This is a genomic window from Glutamicibacter sp. X7 (genome assembly GCF_054889245.1).
In genome coordinates this window covers 2,997,743-3,018,523 of record NZ_CM142678.1, presented here as the reverse complement: position 1 = coordinate 3,018,523, position 20,781 = coordinate 2,997,743, and the positions used below count along the sequence as shown (strand labels likewise).

The following is a 20,781-nucleotide window of genomic DNA, read 5'->3' as shown; positions in this document are numbered from 1 at the left end:
CTACGGGGTGTCGTGCTGCAACAACGCGGTGGTGCGGTACGGGATTACATCGCGCAGGATCATCGATGTCGAGGTTCGCGTAATGCCGGGGCAGAGTCGAATGACCTCGCTAACGCGGTAAAGGTCATCGGGGTCCTTGGCCGCGACGCGCAGGAGCAGATCCGTGTCGCCGGCCGGGGCGACGCATTCGAGCACTTCGGGGATCTGCCGCAGCGCTTCAATGGAATCGTCGAGGCGGGCCTGATCCAATTCGGCGCTAACCACTGCCGAGACGCCACGCCCAAGGGCCGCGGGGCGTACCCGTGCGGTGTTGGGACGCAAGGCACCGGAATTTGCGAGCCGTTCGAGGCGCGACTGAACGGTGCCGCGGGCTAAACCGAGCTGCTGAGCCAGCATCATAATTGGAACACGCGGGTCGTTATCCAGAGCCAGCAGAATACGCCGATCGGTTTCATCGAGCTGGTACGTATCCTGATTCATCGCTGCTGTCTCCTGTATTGAGATCCGTGTGACCCGAAGGTGAAGGCCCGTAGAAAATTTTAGGCAATATGACCAGCGAACCCCAACCTTATTGCACGCTATGACTGGTTTTATTGCGGAATGCTGGGTGCCATTCGAGCGCGAAATGTCCACAGTTGCGCGGATGTGCCCCTCTGCGGCCCGGTGGGCAGTACGCTTTCGTATATGAGGTTTCTGCGATTGGAAGATGTGGCCGAGGAGCTTAACGTGAAGCTCCCGCAGGTCAGGTCCCTGGTGAAAAGCGGGGAGCTACCCGCGATTCAGATCGGTGGTCGCGGGATGTGGCGGGTGGAACGTGTGGAACTGGAGAACTACATCCAGCGCCGGTACAGCGAAGCCCGAGAGGAAATCGCGAAGGGCCTCGGCGAAGACTGAGCACCGTGTGGGCCCGCCGGGAGCGCTATGCTCTCGACGGGCCCACAGAAGTAATGGCGCACGGGGCCTAGCCCTCGGCGTCTACGAAGTGAATCAGCGCCTGACGCACGAAGGCAGCCTGCCCCTGATAGTTCGCGGCAAAGCGGGGATCATCCACATACATGTCCGCTAGGCCACGCACGTACTGTGCGGTGTGCTGCGGTGAATCGTGGGCCGGCGTGCCAGGGATGCTGCGCAACCAGTCGACATGATCGGCAGCCAGTTCTTGGGCCTCGGCTCCTTGCGGATCGGCTCCTGCGGCACCAAGTTCTGCCCACCGTGTGTTCAACTCGGCGACGCGCTGCATCATCTGCTGTTGTCCTTCCGGTCCTTGGGCCTTCCACCAGGTGTTGGAGCTCTCGTAGCTCTCCTTTCCCCAGCGGGCAATGACTTCGTGCTTGTATTGCTCGTTGAAACCGTCGAATGTCTTATTCATGTCCAGCGTTCCTTTCGTGTCGATGGTCTCGATGGTGGTGCGCAGCGCGGATATTTGCCGGTCGAGGAGCTCGCGTTGCTGCCGTAGATCCTCGATATGCGTTTGCAAGGCCTGCACTTGGTCGCGTTGGTTGTCGAGGATTTCGCCGATGACCTCGAGTTTGAGCCCGAGTTGCCGGAGCAAAATGATCCGTTGCAGGCGCAGGATTTGTGGCTGTTCGTAGTAGCGGTATCCGTTCGGCGCGGTGAACGCCGGTTCCAGTAGACCGATGTGATCGTAGTGACGCAGGGTGCGGCTGGTGACTCCGGCCGCCCGAGCGACCTCATTGATCGAATGTACGGCCACGTGACTCTGGTCTTGAGCGTTCATGGACTCCACGATATTGGTTGACGTTACGTCAAGGTCAAGGGGCTCATTCGCAGCCCACGGACCGGAACGATCAAAATGCCCGTCCGTGTAGAAGAAAATCGCAGCGAATTGATCAATATGACCGGTGCAAAGTGAGTCGGTTGCGCAGTCTGTTGGGTGTGTTGTTATCTAGTACCAGAAAATGACTTTGAGGCTACCGCCGAGAGGTCATCGTCGCCGAGGCTGACAGTACACCACCTGCCACCGAGGACAGCGCCGGTCAAGCATGCCGGATGACTTAGACATACTTTTGAGGCGGCCCGCGGTCATTCTTTGGTCAAAGAATGAGCGCGGGCCGCCTCAGTGCGTAGTATCGAGGACAATCAAACGTAGAGAAAGAAACGCGCATGGCTAAAATTTTTCAGATCGGTGCAGCTGGCGGGATTGGTCGCCGACTCAGCGAAATGCTCGTCAGGTCCGGGGCTCGTGTTACGGGGATGCACCGCAGGGCAGAACAGGCCGCCGTTATTGAGGGCACCGGGGCGGCTGCCGTGCGCGGTGACCTGATTGAAGACTCGGTGCAACGCTTGGCGGAACTGATTGCAGGGCACGACCTCGTGGTCTTCTCGGCGGGCGCTCATGGAACCGGCGTGGAACAAACCAATTTGATCGACGGAAAAGGTCTAGAAAAAGCGGTGGACGCTGCCCTGCGTGCCGGGGTGCGTCGCTTCATTCTGGTCTCGGTGTTTATGGACGCGCATCGGGGCTCGCAATCCACGGACGGATTCGAGAACTATATACGCGTCAAACGCGAAGCCGACGTGTATTTGGCCGCCACAGATCTGGAATGGGTGATTGTGCGGCCCGGTCGACTGACCGATGGTGAGGGTAGCGGCCTGGTGGCCGCCGGTCCGGCGCTTCAGTACGGGACCGTGTCCCGGGATAACGTTGCCGAGTTCATCCATGAGGCTATTTATACCCCTGCCCTGCGTCGCCGCGTCATCGAGCTGGTGGACGGGGACAAGCCAGTGTCCGCCGCGATGCGTGAGCTCATCGAGTCCTTCTGACAGAATAAGGCGCGTGGGAACAGCTTCGCTTTCGTACTCAGCGCACGGCGCATGGCACTCTTGGTGGGTCCAAGTCGTGGCAGCGCTCATGTCCTTAGTTGTGGCCCTTGGCCCGTGGTGGCTGGCTCAAGGCGGCGCCGCACAATTTCAGAGTTGGCCGCATGCCGTCACCGCGCCGCTGGCTCTGCTCGGCACCATGGGCATGGCCCTTCTGTTGGTGGCCGTACTCGCCCGGACCGTGGGCGATGGGGTTCTGCGTTTCACCGTGGTGGTGGACGTGGTGTTCTGCCTTGGCGTGCTGGCGTTGACATTTGGTGCGCTACTGGGTGCCTCGTCCAAGGCGCTGGCCTCACCCTTGCCGGTGTTGAGCGCCGTGCAATTATGGACCGTCGGGGTGTGTCTGCTCTTGGGTCAACTTGCCCTGTGGTCTATCGCACGTGGCACCATGATCTCTCTCGTGTTGGCCGTCGCGGTGCTGGGATTCGCCCCGAGCTATTGGGCTGTAGCAATGGGTACCGTGCTGCACGCGCCGGTGAGAGTACAGGGTTACTTGGAGCTGGCCGGTCCGCTGTGTCTGGGGATCGCGCTGGGCGTGCTGGGATTCCTTCGCGTAGCCAACCTCGTCATCTGGGCGCTCGCATTGCTTATCCAGTGGCTGATGCCCGGCGTGCTTGGTGCCACCCTCTGGGTGCTACGTGGCGCCACCGAACATCAGGATGTGGGCATTGCTCGGCTGTGGAACACCGGCGCGCAGCTCGTCCGCGACCAAGAACCCTTGTGGCCAGCGGTGACCACCTTGGCGGTGGCCATGCTTTTGAGCGTGATGCTATTGATCGTTCGCAAGGTCAAGGCACGGCGTTAGGGCACGAGCCGGAGGGCCCGCGCCGCCGGGCAGTTACTGCGCGCGCGTATCCGACGCGGTGAGCGGGCGGGATGGGATCTCGATGACCGCTAGTGTGCAGCGCGAGAGGCAGATGAGTTTGCCTTGTTCATTGCTGATCTCAATGGACCATACCTGTGAGCGGCGTCCGATCATGACCGGGCTGGCCGCACCATAAACCCATTCGCCACGAATGCCGGGACGTAAATGGTTCGCGTTGATCTCTTGACCCATGACCTGGTAGATCGAGCTGTCCACGACTAGGTGGCCGCCGAGGGAAGCCAACGTTTCGGCGAAGGCTACGGAGGCGCCGCCGTGCAGTACGCCGGCTGGCTGGATGGTGCGTTCATCGACCGGCATGCGTCCGTGAATCGATTGGGCTTTCAGTTCGGTGATTTCGATGCCCAACTGTTCACCCAGTCCACCGCTGATGGTGGCCAGGTGCGCGGCCGCCTCCGGTGAGAACCATATGGAGTCTTGCCGATCAGCCATACTTGCTGCCTTTCGAGAGATAACCCGTTGGCTCAATCCTAGCTTCTGGCATGGGCACTACACTGTTGGGGTGATCTCCGAGAACGAGCGTGACCCGCTGGAACTAGTGCAGCCCATTATTCTGCGTATCGACAAGCAAGATCCGCCTTCCGCCGAGGAGGCAATTAGCGCCGTGGCGCGGGCTGCGGTCTTGGCCTACCTCTCGGCGCCGCAAGACGAACGCTGGCAGCTCTGGGCGCAGCAGGCCTTCGCGAAGTCGGTACGCCGCGCCAATCCGAAGTTTTTCGCGAGAGTGCTTGAGGAAACCGAGCATGGAATGATCAGCGAGGTCGGTAAAGCCCAAGCCGTTGGGCTGTTGCCATTACCCGCGGCGGGGTTGCCCAAGCTGATTTCCAAGCTACAAGTTTCCGGTACGCAACTAGAGCCCGATGAACAAGGACTTCGCGCCCCGGTGACGATTGCGCTGAATCTCGGCTTGGGGATGTCGACCGGCAAGGCGGCGGCTCAAGCTGCCCACGCCCTGTTCGCATGGCTCGCCGAGGCGCCAGCACCCCAAGTAGAAGCGTGGCTGAAAGCACACGCGCCGGTGGGGATCTTGTGGCTGGAGCGCCGGGAGTTTGCCGCGGTCGCCTCACGAGCCGTGGGGCCGGTGATCCAAGATGCCGGGCGCACCGAGATTGAGCCTGGCTCTTCCACCGCCTACGTACTGCAGACCGAGACCTGATCCGGGATTTCGGACGCTGGGTGTGTCGCGGGCCCCTATTTCCGCGCGGTTGCTGGTGTTCTTGAACTATGGAGAACTTTGCCGCACCCGTGAATGTTGATCGTGCCCCTAACCAGTGGAGTGGGCGTATCGATGGCGATACCGCCGAGCACCTGCGCTGGCATCAGCAGGTGGCCGCGCTGGACGAAAACACCGCCCAGGGCGCCGTGGCGCTGCTGGGATTTGCCTCGGATGCCGGGGTGAAGCGCAACGCAGGGCGCCCCGGCGCCGCCGAGGGGCCTGCCGCATTGCGCGCCGCACTGGGTTCGATGGCTATTCACGTCCCACGAGGAATCGTCGACGCCGGTGATGTCGTGGTGCAGGGCGATGAATTGGAATCCGGGCAGCACCGGTTGGCCGAGGCAGTCACGGCGTTGCACCGTCGTGGCACGCTACCGATTGTGCTCGGCGGCGGACACGAAACCGCATACGGGTCCTTCATGGGACTACATGCCGCGGTAGACGGAGCGCGGATCGGCATCCTGAACCTTGATGCCCACTTTGATCTGCGTAGCGCCCCTCAGCGCAGTAGCGGCACCCCATTTTTGGACATCGCCCAGCACCTGCAGGGAACCGGTGAGGCGTTCAACTACGCGATTGTAGGCATTAGCCGCCCGAATAACACCGGCATCCTCTTCGATAAGGCCGAGCAGCTTTCGGTGCGCTACCTGCTGGACGAAGAGAGCCAGAGTTTGTCCGAGGTCAGCGGATTCGTCGCCGACTTCCTAGCGGAGATCGACGTGCTTTACCTGACCATCGACCTTGATGTGTTGCCGGCCAGCGTGGCACCAGGAGTCAGTGCACCGGCGGGCTATGGGGTGCCCTATGAAGTCATCCACGGTATTTGCCGACAGGTGGCTGCCAGCGGCAAGTTGGGGCTCGTGGATGTGGTTGAGCTGAACCCGCACTTCGATGTGGATGCGCGCACCGCACGGAGCGCGGCGCGTCTGATTCACACCCTGGCAAGTGTTGGGTAGCTCGGAATTGAATGTTTGACCCCACAAACATTATGATGAGGTGACGTCGAAGAATTCTTCGGCGTCACCTCATCATGCAATGGAGCGGGTCAATGAAACTTCGCGCGGTTACCGCGTCGCTGGCGGCAATACTGCTGGTGCTAATTACTGGTTGTTCGGCAACGGATCCGCAACCGGTAGCCGATAAGCGCCCAATGGTGCTCACCACCTTCACGGTGCTCGCCGATATTGCCCAGAACGTGGCCGGTGATCACCTGCGCGTCGAATCCATCACCAAATACGGGGCGGAGATCCACGGTTATGAACCAACCCCGGACGACTTGCGACGGGCCGCAGGCGCCGACCTCATCCTCGATAACGGGCTGAACCTCGAAGCCTGGTTCGCAAAATTCGTGCGCGATATCCGCGCTCCCCACGTCACCGTCAGCGAAGGTATAGAACCCATCGCCATCGCCGAAGGTGAAGCCGGGGGACACCCGAACCCCCACGCTTGGATGTCACCGCTCAACGTCAAGGTCTACGTCCAAAATATGGTGAAGGCCTTCAGCGAGTTGGACCCGGAACATGCCGCCGAGTACCAACGAAATGGGCAGGAGTATCAGCGCAAGCTGCAACGGGTTCACGAGCGACTGCTCGAGCAGATCAACGAGGTGCCTGCCGCGCAACGCTACCTGGTCACCTGCGAGGGAGCCTTTTCCTATCTCGCGCGCGATGCCGGACTCACCGAGCGCTACCTGTGGGCAGTCAACACCGACGGTCAAGCCGCTCCGCGCGCCGTTGCACGGGTCATCGACGAGGTCCGTGAACAGCGCGTTCCCGCCGTGTTCTGCGAGTCCACCGTCTCTAACGCGCCCATGCAGCGGGTCGTTGAATCGGCTAACTCGAGCTACGGGGGTACCCTCTATGTCGACTCACTCTCCGAGCCCGACGGCCCGGTGCCCGACTATCTCACGCTGATCACCCACGACACCGAAACCATCGCCAACGCCCTGAACGGAGCCACACCATGAACCTCAGCGTCGACGTGCAGAACGTCACCGTACACTATGGCCCGGTGCGCGCCCTGGACGGGGCGAGCCTCAAACTTGAGGCGGGGCGGGTCTGCGGCCTGGTGGGCATGAACGGCTCGGGCAAGTCGACCCTGTTCAAGACGATTATGGGGCTGCTTAAACCCGACACCGGGTGCGTACGGGTCGGTGGCATGGACCCACAGCAGGCACGCAAGCGTGGACTCGTTGGGTATGTGCCACAGAACGAGGCGGTGGACTGGGACTTTCCGATTACCGTCGGAGAAGTCGTCATGACCGGTCGTTACGGACATATGGGTTTCACACGCCGGGCACGCAGCGCCGACCGGCAGGCCGTGGCCGAGGCACTGGAGCGCGTGGAACTGACCGACTATGCCCACCGGCAGATCGGGGCGCTGTCCGGCGGACAGAAAAAGCGCGCCTTCGTGGCGCGCGGGCTGGCTCAGGGTGCACACATCCTCCTGCTCGATGAGCCCTTCGCCGGGGTCGACAAGCGTAGCGAAGCAACTATCACCCGCCTGCTACGCGAGCTAAGCGCGGAGGGCGGCAGCGTGCTGGTCTCCACTCATGACTTGCATGGCTTACCCGAACTCGCCGACGAAGCGGTGTTGCTCATGCGCCGGGTGCTAATGCACGGCGACCCACACCAAGTGCTTCGCCCCGAACACCTAGCCCTAGCCTTCGGGTTGGACCCGATGAACCGAGGAGATGCAGCGTGAACCTGATCGATCTGATGCTCGAGCCGTTGAGCTACGAATTCATGCTTCGGGCGCTGGCGGTGACGGTACTGGCCGCGGTGCTCTGCGCGGTGCTGTCCTGTTGGCTGGTTCTCATCGGCTGGTCGCTCATGGGCGATGCCGTCTCGCACGCGGTACTTCCCGGCGTGGTGCTCGCCTATATTCTCGGCGTGCCCTTCGCCGTCGGTGCGGTGGCTTTTGGTTTGCTTGCGGTGGCGCTGATCGGAGGGGTACGTGACACCTCCAAGCTCAAGGAAGATGCCGCGATCGGAATCGTGTTCACCACCCTGTTCTCGCTGGGACTGGTACTAATCTCGGTGACGCCGAGCCACTTGGATCTGAACCACATCATCTTCGGCAATCTCTTAGGCGTCTCCACCGCCGACCTATGGCAGGTACTGATCCTCGGCGCCCTGACCTTGGGGATTCTCATCGCCAAACGCAAGGACTTCACGCTGTACGCCTTTGACCCCACCCATGCCCACGCGCTGGGGATGAACCCCCGGTTAATCGGGGCGGTCCTGTTGGGTCTGCTGGCCATGACCAGCGTCGTGGCGCTGCAGGCGGTGGGAGTCATCCTTGTGGTGGCCATGCTCATCATCCCGGGGGCGAGCGCCTACCTTTTGACCGATCGATTCTCCAAGATGTTGCTGATCGCACCGATCTTGGCCGCAGTCGCCGCTGTTGCCGGGGTCTACGCCAGTTACTTTTTCGATGCTGCGACCGGCGGCATGGTGGTGCTCGCTCAGGGTATCCTCTTCGTACTGGTTTACCTGTTCAGCCCGAAACATGGACAGCTGGCCACCCGCTGGGCGGCCCGTCGGCGGCGTGTGGCACTCGCAGCACGCTGAGGCTGCGCTGGCCGGGTATTGGGGGCCGGCTAGCGCAGGAACCACGAAGGGGCCGCCACCATCGGTGCCGGCCCCTTCCACTGTCTAGGCTCAGACGCGGATCGCATCCACGATACGCACTCGCGCGGCCACCAGCGCCGGCAGCACGCCGGTCAGTGCCCCGACCGCGACAGAGACTCCCATGCCCAACAGTGCGGCGCCCACTGGGAAGCCGGGCATTTCATCCAGGCCGGCGGACACCACCATATTGATCAGAGTTGGGTTGGAGACCAGCGCCACCGAGATAAGCACGCCTAGGCCACCGGCGACGGCGGTGGCGACCACGCTTTCCATCATGACGGAGAAAAACACCCGTCCGGTGGTGGCTCCAAAGCTACGCCGAATACCCACCTCGCGGATGCGTTGTTTCATAGTCACCATGGCGACGTTGAGCAAACTCAGCGAACCGAGGAGCAAGATGATTCCCGCGATGCCGCCGACGACGAGAGCTAGTTCCTTCAATCCGGTCTCTGCGCCCCACGCCAGATAATCCTGACGCTGCGATTCAACGTGGAATCCCGGCAATTCTGCCTGTAATTGCCGCGCAAAATGACTGGCGAGTTCTTCGGACCCCTCGATGGGCACCCACATCAGGTAGGTGACGTCACTGAGCGGGTTACTGGCCGCGAACCAGTGTTCGTAGGTTTCGGGCAACATCCACATTTGGCCGGTGCTTCCATAATCCTGTGTCGAGGTGGAACCGATAACGGTGACCGACACTTTCTCAGCACCGTTGCGAAGCTCGATGGTGGCAGGTAGCGACTCGTCCTTCAGGCCCAACGCGTTGATCGCGGTCTTATCGACTACGACCGACGGCGAGAGATTCTCGGCGTCAGCGGCTTCCAACCAGCGTCCCCGCTGGGCGAAGATGCGATGCATGGGCGCATAGTCAGGGTCGACAATCTGCATATCGGCATCCACGCTCATCCCCTGACGGGATGCATGAGCACCGAAGGTCCGTCCGACCATTGAGGTGTACTCGATATTGAAGCGCTGACTGGTCTTTTCAAAGGCCTTGCTGATCAGGTCTGAGCTCTGCGGCGGTCCCTGCCTGGAGTTATCGATGACGTAGGTGCTGATCATCGCTGGCCGCCCTTGGCGTTCGAGCCTTTCCTTAACAAGTTGCTCGGCCATTCCGGCACCAGCTGCCGCGGTGGTTAGCGAGGCTACTGCAATGGTGACGCCGATCAGCGAAAGCAGGACGCGTAACTTGTGGATCCGCAGTTCCTGCCACGCTTCGAGTAGCGCGGCGACGAAGCCGGTGGCCAATCCTCCGAGTCCGTTCATCGCGCAACCTCCTGCATAAGTGGCTGTAGCCGTCCTCCTTCGAGGCGGAACTGCTCGCGGGCAATCGCAGCCACATTCGCGTCGTGGGTAATGGTGATCAGCGCGGCACCGGATTCGACGGTCGCCGCGTCTAAGAGCTCCATTACGGCGCGCCCAGTGGTCACATCCAACGCACCGGTGGGCTCATCCGCGAGCACCACGCGGGGACGCCGTACCAGGGCACGGGCAATGGCAACCCGCTGTTGTTCGCCGCCGGAAAGGGTCTGCGGCATGGAGTCTAGGCGGGCGCCAAGTCCCACGCGTTCGAGGGATTCGGCCGCTAGCCGACGCCGCTGCCAAAAGTCGCGGCCCGAGGCGTACATTAGCGGCGCCATAACATTCTCGAGCGCGGTACGTCCGGGCAGCAGGTTGAACTGCTGAAAGACGAAGCCCAAATCACGTCCGCGAGCCAGCGCCGCCCGTCGTGCACTGAGCCGAGTGGCATCCTTTCCCCGCCAGCTCAGGGTGCCCGAGGTGGGGCGATCCAAGAGCCCGAGGATGTTGAGCAAGGTGGACTTTCCGGTACCTGAGCGTCCGACAATGGCAATGTGATCGCCTTCGGAGACCGTCAGGTCGATCCCGTTGAGGATATGAAGTTCACTGTCATCGGGTAGCAGGACGCTACGGGTGACGTTTTCAAGCTGTAGTAGCTGGGCCCCACTCATCAGGGGTACATCTCCATACCCGGTTCCTGCATCGGCTGAGGATCCGAGCCAGGTACATAGCGCAGGACCTCGGCCCCTTCCTTCAGACCGGAGCGTATCTGAACCACTTTGCCGTCGGTGATTCCGAGCTTGACCTCGGTCTTGATTTGCTCGCCGTTTTCGTTGAGCGTCCAAACCGTACCTTGACCCACCAGGCCGCGGACCGCGGTGACCGGCACGGTCACAACGTTCTCGGCGGTGCCAGCGTCGATGTCCATGCTCATAGGCAATCCATCAAAGACGGTGATGTCCTCGGGGACCGTGCAGGAAATTTCGCTACCGGAGCCGGAGGCGGGTTGCTCTTCACCCGGCATGGGCCCCATGCCCATATTCATTTCCTGTTCGTCCGTTGTCGAATCCACGGTTTCCGACGCGACGTCTCCGACGCTCAGCCCCTTGCACGTAAAGGGTTCGGGGCCACCTTCGATGCTGATGGTGGCCTCGAGCGTTTCATCCACCAGGCGGTAGCGATCCAACGGGCTGATGGTGCCGACAGCCTTGAACTCCTGTGGTTGCACCTTGACCAGATCTGCGCCCTTGGTGACCTCGTCATTTAGTTCAATGGCGAAAGTTCCCACTTTTCCGGTGGCCGGGGAACGGACGTCGTGGTAGGTCACAACCGGTTGGGCCGCTGGCATCGGCTCGCTGTCTGCGGTGCTGTCTTCGGTTGAGCGAGTCACCGGATCGGCCTCGGGCTGGCTCTCGGCGCGAATCTGGAAGATCCGGTCACCCTTGCTGACATGGTCTCCCGGCTTGACGAAGGACCAATTCACCACGCCGTCTAGCGGAGCATTGACGCTCTGCGCGTCATCGAGCTTGATGGAGCCGGAGAGCGAGAGGGTGTTCTCCACGGTGGAGGTTTCCGCCAGAATGGTTTCGGCCGGGATCTCTCCGGTCGGGTGTAGCTGATCGTCGGCTACGGAATTACTCCCGGCAAAGGCCAGTTTGACTAGGCTGATGGCGATCAGTGCGCCAATCACTAGCCAGGCGGTGGGAAGGACGATGCGGCGGAATACGCGGCGTTGGCTCATGTGGTGACTCTTTTCATCCTTCCATGATTATCAAACCACTCAGCTAATACCAAGCTTATTTTCCGCTAACACTCACAATTAATTGAAATTTATTGGACATTTACTTCCCAAGAGGCCGCAAGGAGATAGTTGGACAAACGGAATCTGCATGGAACGAAGGAGAATCGCTTAAGCTGGCGATATGCATCATCAGCTCGTCGAAAACCTCGTATCCGTATGGTGGATTGCCGCAGTGGCGGCTCTAGCGCCGATCCTGGCACTGATCACCCGGCGCTACGTACCCGATGTGGTGTGGCTGTTGGCCTTTGGCGCATTGATCGGACCAAATCTTCTGGGTCTCGCCGAGCAAACCCAAGCCGTGGAGTTCCTGCGTGAACTGGGCATGGGTTTCCTGTTCTTGCTCGCTGGTTTTGAGGTGAATACCTCCGACATGCGGGCGAAAGCCGGTCGCCGTGCGGCATGGACGTGGCTGATCTGTGCGGCTTTGGGCATCGGTGCGTCGTTCTTCTTGGTGCACGGGCAGTGGCAGGCCGCCGTGGCCTTCGGTATTGCATCCACCTCGACGGCTTTGGGCACGCTACTGCCCATCCTGAAGGATTCTGGGACGATGAGCACACCGTTGGGCAAGGCGGTGTTGGTTCACGGCGCCTACGGAGAGCTGCTACCCATTGTGGCGATGTCGCTGTTGCTCTCGACCCGTGGCACCGGTGTTTCGGCGGCACTTTTGGTGCTTTTCGCGGTGTTGGCCGTACTGGCCATTGCCGTCCCAGCGCGCTTCTTCCGCCGGGTGCCGTTGTTGGCCCGCGCCCTATCCCAGGCATCGAATTCCACGATGCAAACCATGATGCGCATGACCGTGCTGTTGTTGGTGACGCTCATGTTGGTCACCGCCGTGTTCGATCTGGATGTGGCCCTAGGGGCCTTCGCCGCCGGTATTCTGGCCAACGCGGTTCTGAAGGCCATCAAAGCAGAACACGCAAGCGAGGTCATGCATAAGGTCGAGGTGCTGGGCTTCAGTTTCCTGATCCCCGTGTTTTTCGTGACTAGCGGCATGAACATCAATCTCTCGCAGGTCATTGCCCAATGGCCACTGCTGTTGGCCTTTGTCGGGCTGATCATCCTCGTGCGTGGACTACCGGTCTTTCTGCGTGAGCAGTTTGCTGCACAGTCATCCGAGCTCGGTAGCGTACGTGAACGCCTGGCCCTAGGGTTCTACGCCGCGACGGGTCTGCCAATCATCGTTGCGGTCACGCAGATCGCCGGATCCAGTGGCATCCTCTCGGAGGTCGCCGTCTCCGTGATGGTTACCGGCGGGGCGCTAACGGTGCTGGTCTTCCCGGCCGTGGCGAAACTTCTTGGAGGCAAACCGAGCTCCACGGCCGCCTAAACTACAGCGGACGTGGACCGGGTACCTCGAGCTTCAGCAACGCATTTTCAATCAGTTCCGGTAGGGCCGGATGGATCCAATACTGTCCGCGGGCCAATTCGGAGACGGGCTGAGCGAAACTCATAGCTTGGATTAGCGGCTGGATCAGTGTGGACGCCTGCGGTCCGATAATGTGGGCGCCGATGAGTAGTCCGCTGTCTTTGTCGGCCAAGAGTTTGGCGAAGTCGCTGGAATCCTCCATGGCCCATCCGTACGCGATGTCTGCATAGTCTTGGTGGGCTACGGAATAATTCACGCCTTGTTCCCGGGCTTGGGCCTCGGTCAGGCCCACCGAGGCGATCTGCGGGGAGGAGAACACCGCGTGGGGTACAAACCGGTGATCGGCAGGCTTTGGGTCCGCCGGGTGCAGCACGTTGTACTGCACAATCCGTTGCTCGTGGTTTGCCACATGCTTCAGCTGGTAGGGCGAGCACAGGTCACCCAGGGCCCAAATACCTTCGGCTACTTGTCCGCCGCGCAAGGCCCGCTGGTATTGATCGACGTGGAGCAGCCCCTCCTCATCAGTGGACAGCCCAGCGGCCGCCACCTGGAGGATATCGGCATTCGGGGTGCGTCCGGTGGCGACGAGCAAGACCTCTGCGTCAATGGTCTGCGGGCCCTGTGGCGTCTTGGCATGTAGCCGAATGGACTCGTCCGAGAGTGTCTCGGCGCGATGGACTTGGGTATTGAGCCGCACATCCCACCGAGCGGAAACTACGTCGGTGAAGCGTTGCGAGATGTCCTGATCTTCCGAGCGGAGCAGCGCTCCCGAACGGGCGATCTGCGTAACCGACACCCCGAGCGCGGAGAAAACATGGGCGAACTCTGCGGCGATGAAGCCACTGCCCAGAATGGTCATGGACACGGGGAGTGAATCCAGACGCATAATCGTGTCGCTGGTGTGCGCCGCGACGTCATCGAGCCCGTCGATCGGTGGCAGGCTGGGGCGCGAACCTGCGGCGAGAATGATCTGATCGCCGCTGATGACCTGTTCCGCCCCACCATCGCTGGGGTTTAACGCCAGCTCGCGCGGCCCAACAAAATGCGCCGTGGCCTCGAACAAACGAACGTGATCATTGTCGGCGTGCGCAGCCCGGTACTCGCGTCCTGCCGTGGAGATCGGATCAATGCGCTTGCCAAAGATCCGTTCACGAATCTCCGCCCAACGTACCTGCTCTAGCCGTTCGCTCAACCCGAAGTCCGCAGCCCGCGACGGGGTGCGTGCCAGATCGGCGGTATGAACCAGCATCTTGGTGGGAATGCACCCGACATTCAGGCACGTGCCGCCGAATGTTCCGCGCTCGACCAGCGCCACCTTGAGATCTTTGAAGCGGTCGTCGAGGATCGAATTCCCCGAACCGGTACCGACGATAATCAGATCGAAATGCTCCACGCTCGCTCCTCTAGGTTGCTCTGGGCCACACCATAACAGCTCATGCAACTCGCGCGCTGCGCGCCGCCACTGCGGAACCGAGGAGAACTAGTCGCATGGTGCGCTCGGCAGCATCGATCAACAGTTGCTCACCGCGTTCCACGGCCAGCGACAGCGGCATTGGAACAGTCAAAATTGACGCCAGCCCCGAGATTCCAATCTCGTGCACACTGGGTGCGCCCTGCCCCAGTGAACCTGCGATGGCTAGCACCGGCACGCCGGCTCGTTGGGCGCGGGCAGCGACTTCTGCAGGTACCTTCCCGTGAGGCGTCTGGAAATCTATCGCGCCCTCGGCGGTGATCACCAGGTCCGCAGCACGCATTGCAGCGTCCAAATCGATGCCGGCCATGCCTGAATCCAATAGCACCTCAAATCTGCTGCCTAAACGGGCATCGAGCACCGCGGTCAGTCCTGCACCGAGTCCTCCTGAAGCCCCGGTTCCCGGGCCCAAACGAAGGTCTTTGCCTGCCGCGTGGGGTGCCTGCTCGTTCAGTAGCTTTGCCCAGTTTTCCAGCCCAGCTTCGAGCTTGGCGACCTGTTTGCTAGTCGCTCCTTTTTGAGGGCCGAAGACGCGGGCCACACCCTTCTCGCCGCACAGTACGTTGTGGATATTGCAGGCCAGAGTGATCGGCACGTCGGCCAACAAGGGATGCAGGCCAGTGATGTCGAGACGGGCCGCGCGACGTAGCGAGCGGCCACCGAGTCCGATTGGTTTGCCGTTTTCGTCGAGGACCGTAGCTCCCAGAGCCATCAACGCACCGGCGCCGCCATCGCTGGTCCCCGAGTCGCCACAGCCGAGAATGATGTGCTCTGCCCCGGCTTCGAGCGCAGCGATAAGCAGTTCGCCTACTCCGTAGGTGGTGGTTGCGGTGGGGTTGCGCCGATCGACGGGTACCAGTGATAGCCCTGCGGCCGAGGCCATCTCCAATATGGCGGTGCGCTGTTGGTCGCGTTCGATCATGATCCAACCGGCGGCGACCTGTTGGCCAACCGGTCCAGTGACCATGGTGGTGTGCACGGTGCCGCCGACGGAGGCGGCGATGGCAGCGACAGTGCCTTCCCCGCCGTCGGGGATGGGTAGCTGCAACAGGTCGGCACCGGGAAGAATACGGCGCACGCCCGCGGCGATGGCTGAGGCGACGGTGCCCGCGTCCAGCGATTCCTTGAACCCGCTGGGGGCAATCAAAATGCGTTGCGGAACGATCATGCTCATGGTGGTGCTCCTAGTTTTGGTGGGTCATCAATGGGTGAAGGCCGAGTGCTGGCCAGACGATCCAGAGGAAGATCATTAGTAGGACGAACATCAGCGGGGCGAACCAGATCGCGAAGCGACGCAGGTCGGCAGGGGTAAATGTGGGCGTATCGGGCAAGTCACTGAAAAGCGCAACAGGTTTGGCACTGCTGGTCAGCGTGTGGCAGAAGCCGGCTGCGGCGGTCGAGAGAAAAGCTGCGGCGACCGGATTCACTCCTTGCTCAATCGCGAGCGGAATGACCAACGGGATTAGTACGGCCGATCGGGCTGATCGGGACTGGATGAGAAGATGCGCTGCCAATGAGAGGGCCGCGATGAGCGCCAGAGTCATAACCGAGGCGCCCGTCCCGAGCAATTTTATGGGTGCGAACAGCAACGAGGTCAGCCAGTTGGCCGCCCCGGTATTGCTCAACGCCGTGCCCAGCGCCAAGGTGAAGGCCAGGAACATCAGGATATTCAGCGGCGTGTTCTTCACGCTAGTGGACAGCTTGGCCCCAGTCAGCCCGGGGAAGTTCATGAGGGCAGCTCCGCCGAGCGCGGCAATCGCAGGGTCCATTCCGATAAGCGGGCCAGCGGCCCAGGCTAGCACGACCGTCACTAGGACGCCTCCGGCGCGATACATAGCCGGGCTCATGCCGCCCGTGGCACGCTGCAACAACTGCGTCCGCACCTCTGGTTCCAGACGTCCACGCTGTGCTGATGGCACCTGCAGCCGCAGGATCAGCTCGCAGGCCGCAATGGAGCTTAGCAACGCCAACGGGGTACCTAGAATCAGCCAGGACATGAAGTCGATCGGAGCGTATCCGGCGGTGGTCAGCAGTTGGTTGGTCACCAGATGGGCGCCGGCACCGATCAGTGAGGCGACCGCAGAGAGCAGCACCACCGAGGGGATTAGCAGACTCAGCCCCACCACGATGCATCGCTGTGCGGCGAATATTCCTGCTAGTACTGTAAAAATCGGCAAGGCCAAGGCCGCGCGTCCGCTCGTGGCCGGGATGGCAAAGGCGGTGACGCACAGTGCCAAGGTGAGCAGATAGAACAGCTGTCGCACGCTGCGGGCCCGGGCCACCATGCGCAGACCCACGTAGTTCGCAAGGCCGCTCGCACTCACCCCGGCGGCCACGAGGAAAGCACCGATAAGCAACCAGATGGTCGGGTCGGCGAGCGACAAGAACAGTTCAGTGGTCTGTAGCGAACCCACCGCTAGTAAGAGCAGACACGCGCAGAGGGCCACGTAGGTGTCGGAGAGCCTAGTGCCCACCCACGCCCATACCGCGAGTGCGAAAATACCGAGGGTGGCTCCTCCCAGGGCTCCGGGTCCGCCCGGGGCAAGGACCAGCAGTGCCGTGGCACCGATGATGGAAGCTGGCCACAGCCAGCGAAGCGAGGCCTTGCGCTGTGGAGGTTGCGGACCGTTCGGTGCCGGGCGTGTTGAGTAGAAAACCTGGCTCATTTCAACCGGTATCCCGCCCCGCGTATGGTTTCGATGCGATCGGCACCGATCTTGCTGCGCAGGCTGCGCACGTACACGTCAACAACATTGGACGCCGGATCAAAATCCAGCCCCCATATATGGGCAATGAGTTGGTCCCGTGAAAGCACCTGGCCCTGGTGTTCGATGAAGACCTCGAGCAGCGAGAATTCCCGGGTGGTCAGGTCCACTTCAGAGGTCGCGGTGGTGACACGGCGCGAGCGTATATCTACGCTCAGGTCGCGGTGGGTTAGTAGGGAAGTGCCGGCGGTTTCAACCGGGGAGTCGCCGATGCGCAATTTTACGCGAGCCAGCAACTCGGCGAACTGGAAGGGCTTGGTCATGTAGTCGTTGGCTCCGCCTTCCAGCCCGGCCACGGTGTCGAACACCGAATCGCGGGCGGTCAACACGATCACAGGGGTACGCACCCCTTCGCCGCGCAGGGTTTCGAGCACGGTGAAGCCGTTCATGGCGGGCAACCCAATATCCAGAATGATCATGTCAATTTCACCCTGGCGGGCCATCAGCAGGCAGGAGGCACCATCGCCCACGACGCTGGTCTGGTAGCCGGCCGACTGCAGGCCGCGGCTGACGAAAGAGGCGATGTGGGCATCGTCCTCGCAAATCAAAATATGCATGGGTGATCCTCTCGGATTTATGCTGAGGGAAGGACATGGAGCGGGGTGGTGGTGACCGGTTCTTCGCCGGAGGACTCGCTGCGATCTGGGAATTCCGCCGGAAGATCAATGCCGAAGCGCGCCCCGTCTCCCTTGGTGCTGGAGACCCATGCACTTCCGCCGTGGGCGTGGGCGATCGCTCGAACGATGGCCAGTCCTAATCCCGCGCCGGCCCGTTCATGTGGCGAGGTCCCCGAGCGGTGGCCGTCGCCGCGTTCGAAGCGCTCGAAAATATGGGCGGCGTCGGATTGCGAAACACCGGGGCCCGAGTCGTGGATCCAGAAACGTAGGATCTGACCGTGGCCGTCAACTTCGAGGCTCGAGCCCATGCGGATTTTGTCACCGGGCTGCGTGTACTGCACGGCATTGGTGGCCAGCTGCAGGAATGCCTGGGTAATGCGTTGAGCATCGAGCATTTGCTCGCCCTCAGCGATCTGCACTAGCTGCCAACGACGGTCGCCCAGTACCTGCACCTTGGCCTCGATATCGAGCATGAGCTCAGTCAGCTCCACCTCGGCGGGGTTCACGAAGTTCGGCTGTTCGGAGCGTGCAAGAACCAGCAGGTCCGAGACGATGCGTCCCATGCGTGCCAGTTCGGAGTCGACAAGGCGTAACGTTGCGGCGCGTTCGGCCGGGTCCTCGCTAAGCAATTCCAGATGGCCACGCACAATAGTGATGGGAGTGCGTAGCTCGTGCCCGGCATCATCCACGAAACGTTGCTGGGTATCGTGGATCGCCTGCAGTCGATCGAGCATGAGATTGAATGTGGTCGCCACGGCTGCAATATCGTCATTGCCATTCACCGGTACTCGACCCGAGAGGTCCTTGGTCGAGATGTCCTGGGCGACGCGTTGGACCTGACGGATGGGCTTGAGGATCTGCCCCGCGACCAGCCATGCGATTCCACAGGTCAGCACGAGTCCGGCTAGGCCCACCCACGCCATGGCCAGAGTGGAACGCTGTAGCGAGGCCACCGCCTGGTCGGTGGCCTGGGTGATCACCAGGGTGGCGTTCTGTGCGCCAAAGGCTACATCGATGCGGGCCCAGTGCAGAGCGCCATCGGACGTTGCGGTAATCCCAGAGGTAGCGGACGCGTTTGCCACTTCTCGGAGCGGCAGGGAGAGCGCGGAGACCGGTGTGCCAGCCTCTACCGATGCGGTGGATGCACCTTCGGCCGACACTACGGTGTCACCCACGATGGCTACAAGGCTTTCGCCGGTGGTCAGTGACTGGCGATGGATATATTGACGGAGAAGGTCAGCCACGGTCTCGAAGGGGCCACCCGTGCGTGGGTTGCTTCCGGTTTCGGCGAAGCGCACAAACTCTTGGGTTTCTTGGGTCACCGCTTCGTTCGCGCTCTGGGCGATTTCGAGTTGAGAGATGCTACGCGCGGTCGTGGAGACAGCGACCAGGGCGACAGTTGTCGTGAGTAGGATCCAGCCGGTGATGCGAAGCCGGGCGGAGAGAGCGGGGAAGCGGAAACGGCGCTTAGTCATCGTCATCATCCTCGTCGTCCTCGTCGACGGACCCATCTCCTGGTTTCGGTGCCGGTTTGTGGGTTGGCGTCTTGCTCGGCTGGAGGGAGGGAGACACGCGTTCCACTGACGTCTTCGACTGCTCCTTGGCCGGCTTCGATGGTTTCGCCGACTCGCTTGTCGTCACCGGATCGGACTTGCGCCTCTCAGAGTTTTCGCGTTGGCTTGTGCTCGACTGGCTGGGGCGCACCGAGGGGTGCGGGGTGTTCTCGACGACTACCGGGGACTGCGGCACAGCCGGATTCTGGTCGCTGACCTGTAGTAGCTGGCTCCCGACAAGGAATGTCACCGGAATCAGCAATAGCCCGATGACAAGCGCGGTCGTTACTTTCTTCCTCACAGAATTCATCTTGGTAGATGAATGTGAAACCGATGTGAAGGACGTCTAAGGGTTTCTTCATAGTTACAGGTCATCGGCCGTTTCGAAGGACAGGATAAGTTTCGAATTTCTTTCACTTCATGCCCGGGAGGGCCATCTGCCGGAGAAATAGATGCAGATAGCCTCAGGCGCGGAAATTCGATGACATGGCAGGTGCCAACTTTAGGCAACCGCACCCAGCAATGACGGCTCAGGCATTCGACCGGGGTGCGGGCGCGGACTTTGCACGTCTGGTAAAACTCAATAGTTACACGGCGCTGACGTGGGGTATCCGGTTTCCGGCCCCGTAGCGCTAGGGGTTAGAGACCCAAATCGCCTGGGCAGCAGCCACTCCTAGGGCCACGGTATTGCCGCATTGCGCGTGTACCTCGACGGTTTCGGCAAACTTATCCATCCCCGAAATTTCGACTTCCGCGCCGATCACCACACCATTTTCTTGCAGGTGCTGCAACAGCTCAGAATCCGCATCGGAGATGCGCTCGATAACTACCGAGCTGCCCACCACGGCATCGGCCAATAGGTAGGCCTCGGGGAAGCTGATCGTTCCGTCGGCCGCCGGGATCGGGTCACCGTGTGGATCGCGGGTGGGGTACCCGAGGGTTTGATCCATACGCTCAATCATGAAGTCGGAGACGGAATGTTCGAGACTGTCTGCCTCTTCATGAACCTGATCCCAACGGTAGCCGAGCATCTTCACGAGGAAAGTTTCGATCAACCGATGGCGGCGCACCATCTGCACGGCAAAGTCGCGGCCGCGTTCGGTCAGGGCCACTTCGCCGTAGGGCGAGTGATCCAACAAATCCTGTTGACGCAATTTGGCCAACGCACCGGAGACGGTCGACAATTTCATGCCGGCGCGTTGCGCGATGCTACTGGGGGTGACCGGGTCGCTGGACCATTCCTGCAGACCATAGATGATCTTGAGGTAGTTCTGTGCGCTATCCGAAAGCTCTGAGATCGACACGGTATCCATCTTAGTCGGCCACGCCCCCATGCT

Annotated in this window: 22 protein-coding genes; 9 read left to right on the top strand and 13 right to left on the bottom strand. The window is 61.3% G+C overall.

Annotation, left to right across the window (positions count from 1 at the left end):
• Nucleotides 1-480 carry an Lrp/AsnC family transcriptional regulator gene (locus tag ACYU0X_RS14380; RefSeq protein WP_309409351.1) on the bottom strand — a complete coding sequence of 160 codons (480 nt, stop codon included), beginning with the start codon at nt 478-480 and terminating at the stop codon, nt 1-3.
• 204 nt (nt 481-684) lie between these two features.
• On the opposite strand from ACYU0X_RS14380, the gene ACYU0X_RS14375 reads away from it, so the two are divergent.
• Nucleotides 685-894, top strand: coding sequence for a helix-turn-helix domain-containing protein (locus tag ACYU0X_RS14375; RefSeq protein ID WP_309409349.1), 210 nt, complete (start codon nt 685-687; stop codon nt 892-894).
• A 67-nt stretch (nt 895-961) separates the two neighbouring features.
• Here the strand turns inward: ACYU0X_RS14375 and ACYU0X_RS14370 are convergent, their stop codons facing one another.
• A complete protein-coding gene (locus ACYU0X_RS14370) occupies nt 962-1,738 on the bottom strand; it encodes a MerR family transcriptional regulator (RefSeq protein WP_461901411.1) in 777 nt (258 codons plus the stop codon).
• A gap of 386 nt (nt 1,739-2,124) precedes the next feature.
• Here ACYU0X_RS14370 and ACYU0X_RS14365 point away from each other — a divergent pair, with 386 nt between their 5' ends.
• Complete coding sequence (locus ACYU0X_RS14365; RefSeq protein WP_461901409.1) at nt 2,125-2,784, top strand: SDR family oxidoreductase; 660 nt, start codon at nt 2,125-2,127, stop codon at nt 2,782-2,784.
• A gap of 88 nt (nt 2,785-2,872) precedes the next feature.
• Nucleotides 2,873-3,646 carry a hypothetical protein gene (locus tag ACYU0X_RS14360; protein ID WP_461901407.1) on the top strand — a complete coding sequence of 258 codons (774 nt, stop codon included), beginning with the start codon at nt 2,873-2,875 and terminating at the stop codon, nt 3,644-3,646.
• Nucleotides 3,647-3,679: 33 nt separating this feature from the next.
• On the opposite strand, the gene ACYU0X_RS14355 is transcribed toward ACYU0X_RS14360, so the two are convergent.
• The gene (locus ACYU0X_RS14355; protein WP_461901405.1) at nt 3,680-4,156 is read right to left on the bottom strand and encodes a hotdog fold thioesterase; all 477 of its coding nucleotides are present in this window, start codon (nt 4,154-4,156) and stop codon (nt 3,680-3,682) included.
• A 70-nt stretch (nt 4,157-4,226) separates the two neighbouring features.
• Here ACYU0X_RS14355 and ACYU0X_RS14350 point away from each other — a divergent pair, with 70 nt between their 5' ends.
• The 5 genes from ACYU0X_RS14350 to ACYU0X_RS14330 all read left to right on the top strand — a co-directional run bounded on the left by ACYU0X_RS14350 (nt 4,227) and on the right by ACYU0X_RS14330 (nt 8,512).
• A complete protein-coding gene (locus ACYU0X_RS14350) occupies nt 4,227-4,880 on the top strand; it encodes a peptidyl-tRNA hydrolase (protein ID WP_461901403.1) in 654 nt (217 codons plus the stop codon).
• A gap of 68 nt (nt 4,881-4,948) precedes the next feature.
• A complete protein-coding gene (hutG, locus tag ACYU0X_RS14345; protein WP_461901401.1) occupies nt 4,949-5,896 on the top strand; it encodes a formimidoylglutamase in 948 nt (315 codons plus the stop codon).
• Nucleotides 5,897-5,988: 92 nt separating this feature from the next.
• Nucleotides 5,989-6,906, top strand: a complete 918-nt coding sequence (locus tag ACYU0X_RS14340; protein WP_461901399.1) for a metal ABC transporter substrate-binding protein — start codon at nt 5,989-5,991, stop codon at nt 6,904-6,906.
• On the top strand, nt 6,903-7,643 hold the full coding sequence (locus ACYU0X_RS14335; protein WP_461901397.1) for a metal ABC transporter ATP-binding protein: 741 nt from the start codon (nt 6,903-6,905) through the stop codon (nt 7,641-7,643). The genes ACYU0X_RS14340 and ACYU0X_RS14335 overlap by 4 nt, the downstream gene beginning before the upstream one ends.
• A complete protein-coding gene (locus ACYU0X_RS14330; RefSeq protein ID WP_418907463.1) occupies nt 7,640-8,512 on the top strand; it encodes a metal ABC transporter permease in 873 nt (290 codons plus the stop codon). The genes ACYU0X_RS14335 and ACYU0X_RS14330 overlap by 4 nt, the downstream gene beginning before the upstream one ends.
• Nucleotides 8,513-8,602: 90 nt before the next feature.
• Here ACYU0X_RS14330 and ACYU0X_RS14325 read toward each other — a convergent pair whose 3' ends face one another.
• From ACYU0X_RS14325 to ACYU0X_RS14315, 3 genes are read right to left on the bottom strand one after another with little or no spacing between them, the layout of a single operon-like run.
• On the bottom strand, nt 8,603-9,838 hold the full coding sequence (locus tag ACYU0X_RS14325; protein ID WP_461901395.1) for an ABC transporter permease: 1,236 nt from the start codon (nt 9,836-9,838) through the stop codon (nt 8,603-8,605).
• A complete protein-coding gene (locus tag ACYU0X_RS14320; protein WP_461901394.1) occupies nt 9,835-10,542 on the bottom strand; it encodes an ABC transporter ATP-binding protein in 708 nt (235 codons plus the stop codon). Before ACYU0X_RS14320 ends, ACYU0X_RS14325 begins: the two co-directional genes overlap by 4 nt.
• A complete protein-coding gene (locus ACYU0X_RS14315) occupies nt 10,542-11,612 on the bottom strand; it encodes an efflux RND transporter periplasmic adaptor subunit (RefSeq protein WP_461901393.1) in 1,071 nt (356 codons plus the stop codon). The genes ACYU0X_RS14320 and ACYU0X_RS14315 overlap by 1 nt, the downstream gene beginning before the upstream one ends.
• 181 nt (nt 11,613-11,793) lie before the next feature.
• On the opposite strand from ACYU0X_RS14315, the gene ACYU0X_RS14310 reads away from it, so the two are divergent.
• On the top strand, nt 11,794-12,999 hold the full coding sequence (locus tag ACYU0X_RS14310; protein ID WP_461901391.1) for a cation:proton antiporter: 1,206 nt from the start codon (nt 11,794-11,796) through the stop codon (nt 12,997-12,999).
• A gap of 1 nt (nt 13,000) precedes the next feature.
• Here ACYU0X_RS14310 and ACYU0X_RS14305 read toward each other — a convergent pair whose 3' ends face one another.
• The 7 genes from ACYU0X_RS14305 to ACYU0X_RS14275 all read right to left on the bottom strand — a co-directional run bounded on the left by ACYU0X_RS14305 (nt 13,001) and on the right by ACYU0X_RS14275 (nt 20,757).
• Nucleotides 13,001-14,431 (bottom strand): mycothione reductase, encoded by a 1,431-nt coding sequence (locus ACYU0X_RS14305; protein WP_461901390.1) that lies wholly within the window; start codon nt 14,429-14,431, stop codon nt 13,001-13,003.
• A 40-nt stretch (nt 14,432-14,471) separates the two neighbouring features.
• The gene (locus ACYU0X_RS14300; protein WP_461901388.1) at nt 14,472-15,683 is read right to left on the bottom strand and encodes a glycerate kinase family protein; all 1,212 of its coding nucleotides are present in this window, start codon (nt 15,681-15,683) and stop codon (nt 14,472-14,474) included.
• A gap of 10 nt (nt 15,684-15,693) precedes the next feature.
• Nucleotides 15,694-17,175, bottom strand: coding sequence for an SLC13 family permease (locus ACYU0X_RS14295; RefSeq protein WP_461901386.1), 1,482 nt, complete (start codon nt 17,173-17,175; stop codon nt 15,694-15,696).
• Entirely contained in the window at nt 17,172-17,831 is a 660-nt protein-coding gene (locus tag ACYU0X_RS14290) for a response regulator transcription factor (RefSeq protein ID WP_461901385.1), read from the bottom strand. The genes ACYU0X_RS14295 and ACYU0X_RS14290 overlap by 4 nt, the downstream gene beginning before the upstream one ends.
• A 17-nt stretch (nt 17,832-17,848) precedes the next feature.
• The gene (locus ACYU0X_RS14285) at nt 17,849-19,366 is read right to left on the bottom strand and encodes a sensor histidine kinase (RefSeq protein WP_461901384.1); all 1,518 of its coding nucleotides are present in this window, start codon (nt 19,364-19,366) and stop codon (nt 17,849-17,851) included.
• A complete protein-coding gene (locus ACYU0X_RS14280) occupies nt 19,359-19,745 on the bottom strand; it encodes a hypothetical protein (RefSeq protein ID WP_461901382.1) in 387 nt (128 codons plus the stop codon). The genes ACYU0X_RS14285 and ACYU0X_RS14280 overlap by 8 nt, the downstream gene beginning before the upstream one ends.
• Nucleotides 19,746-20,076: 331 nt before the next feature.
• The gene (locus tag ACYU0X_RS14275; protein ID WP_461901380.1) at nt 20,077-20,757 is read right to left on the bottom strand and encodes a metal-dependent transcriptional regulator; all 681 of its coding nucleotides are present in this window, start codon (nt 20,755-20,757) and stop codon (nt 20,077-20,079) included.
• Nucleotides 20,758-20,781 lie beyond the last annotated feature (24 nt).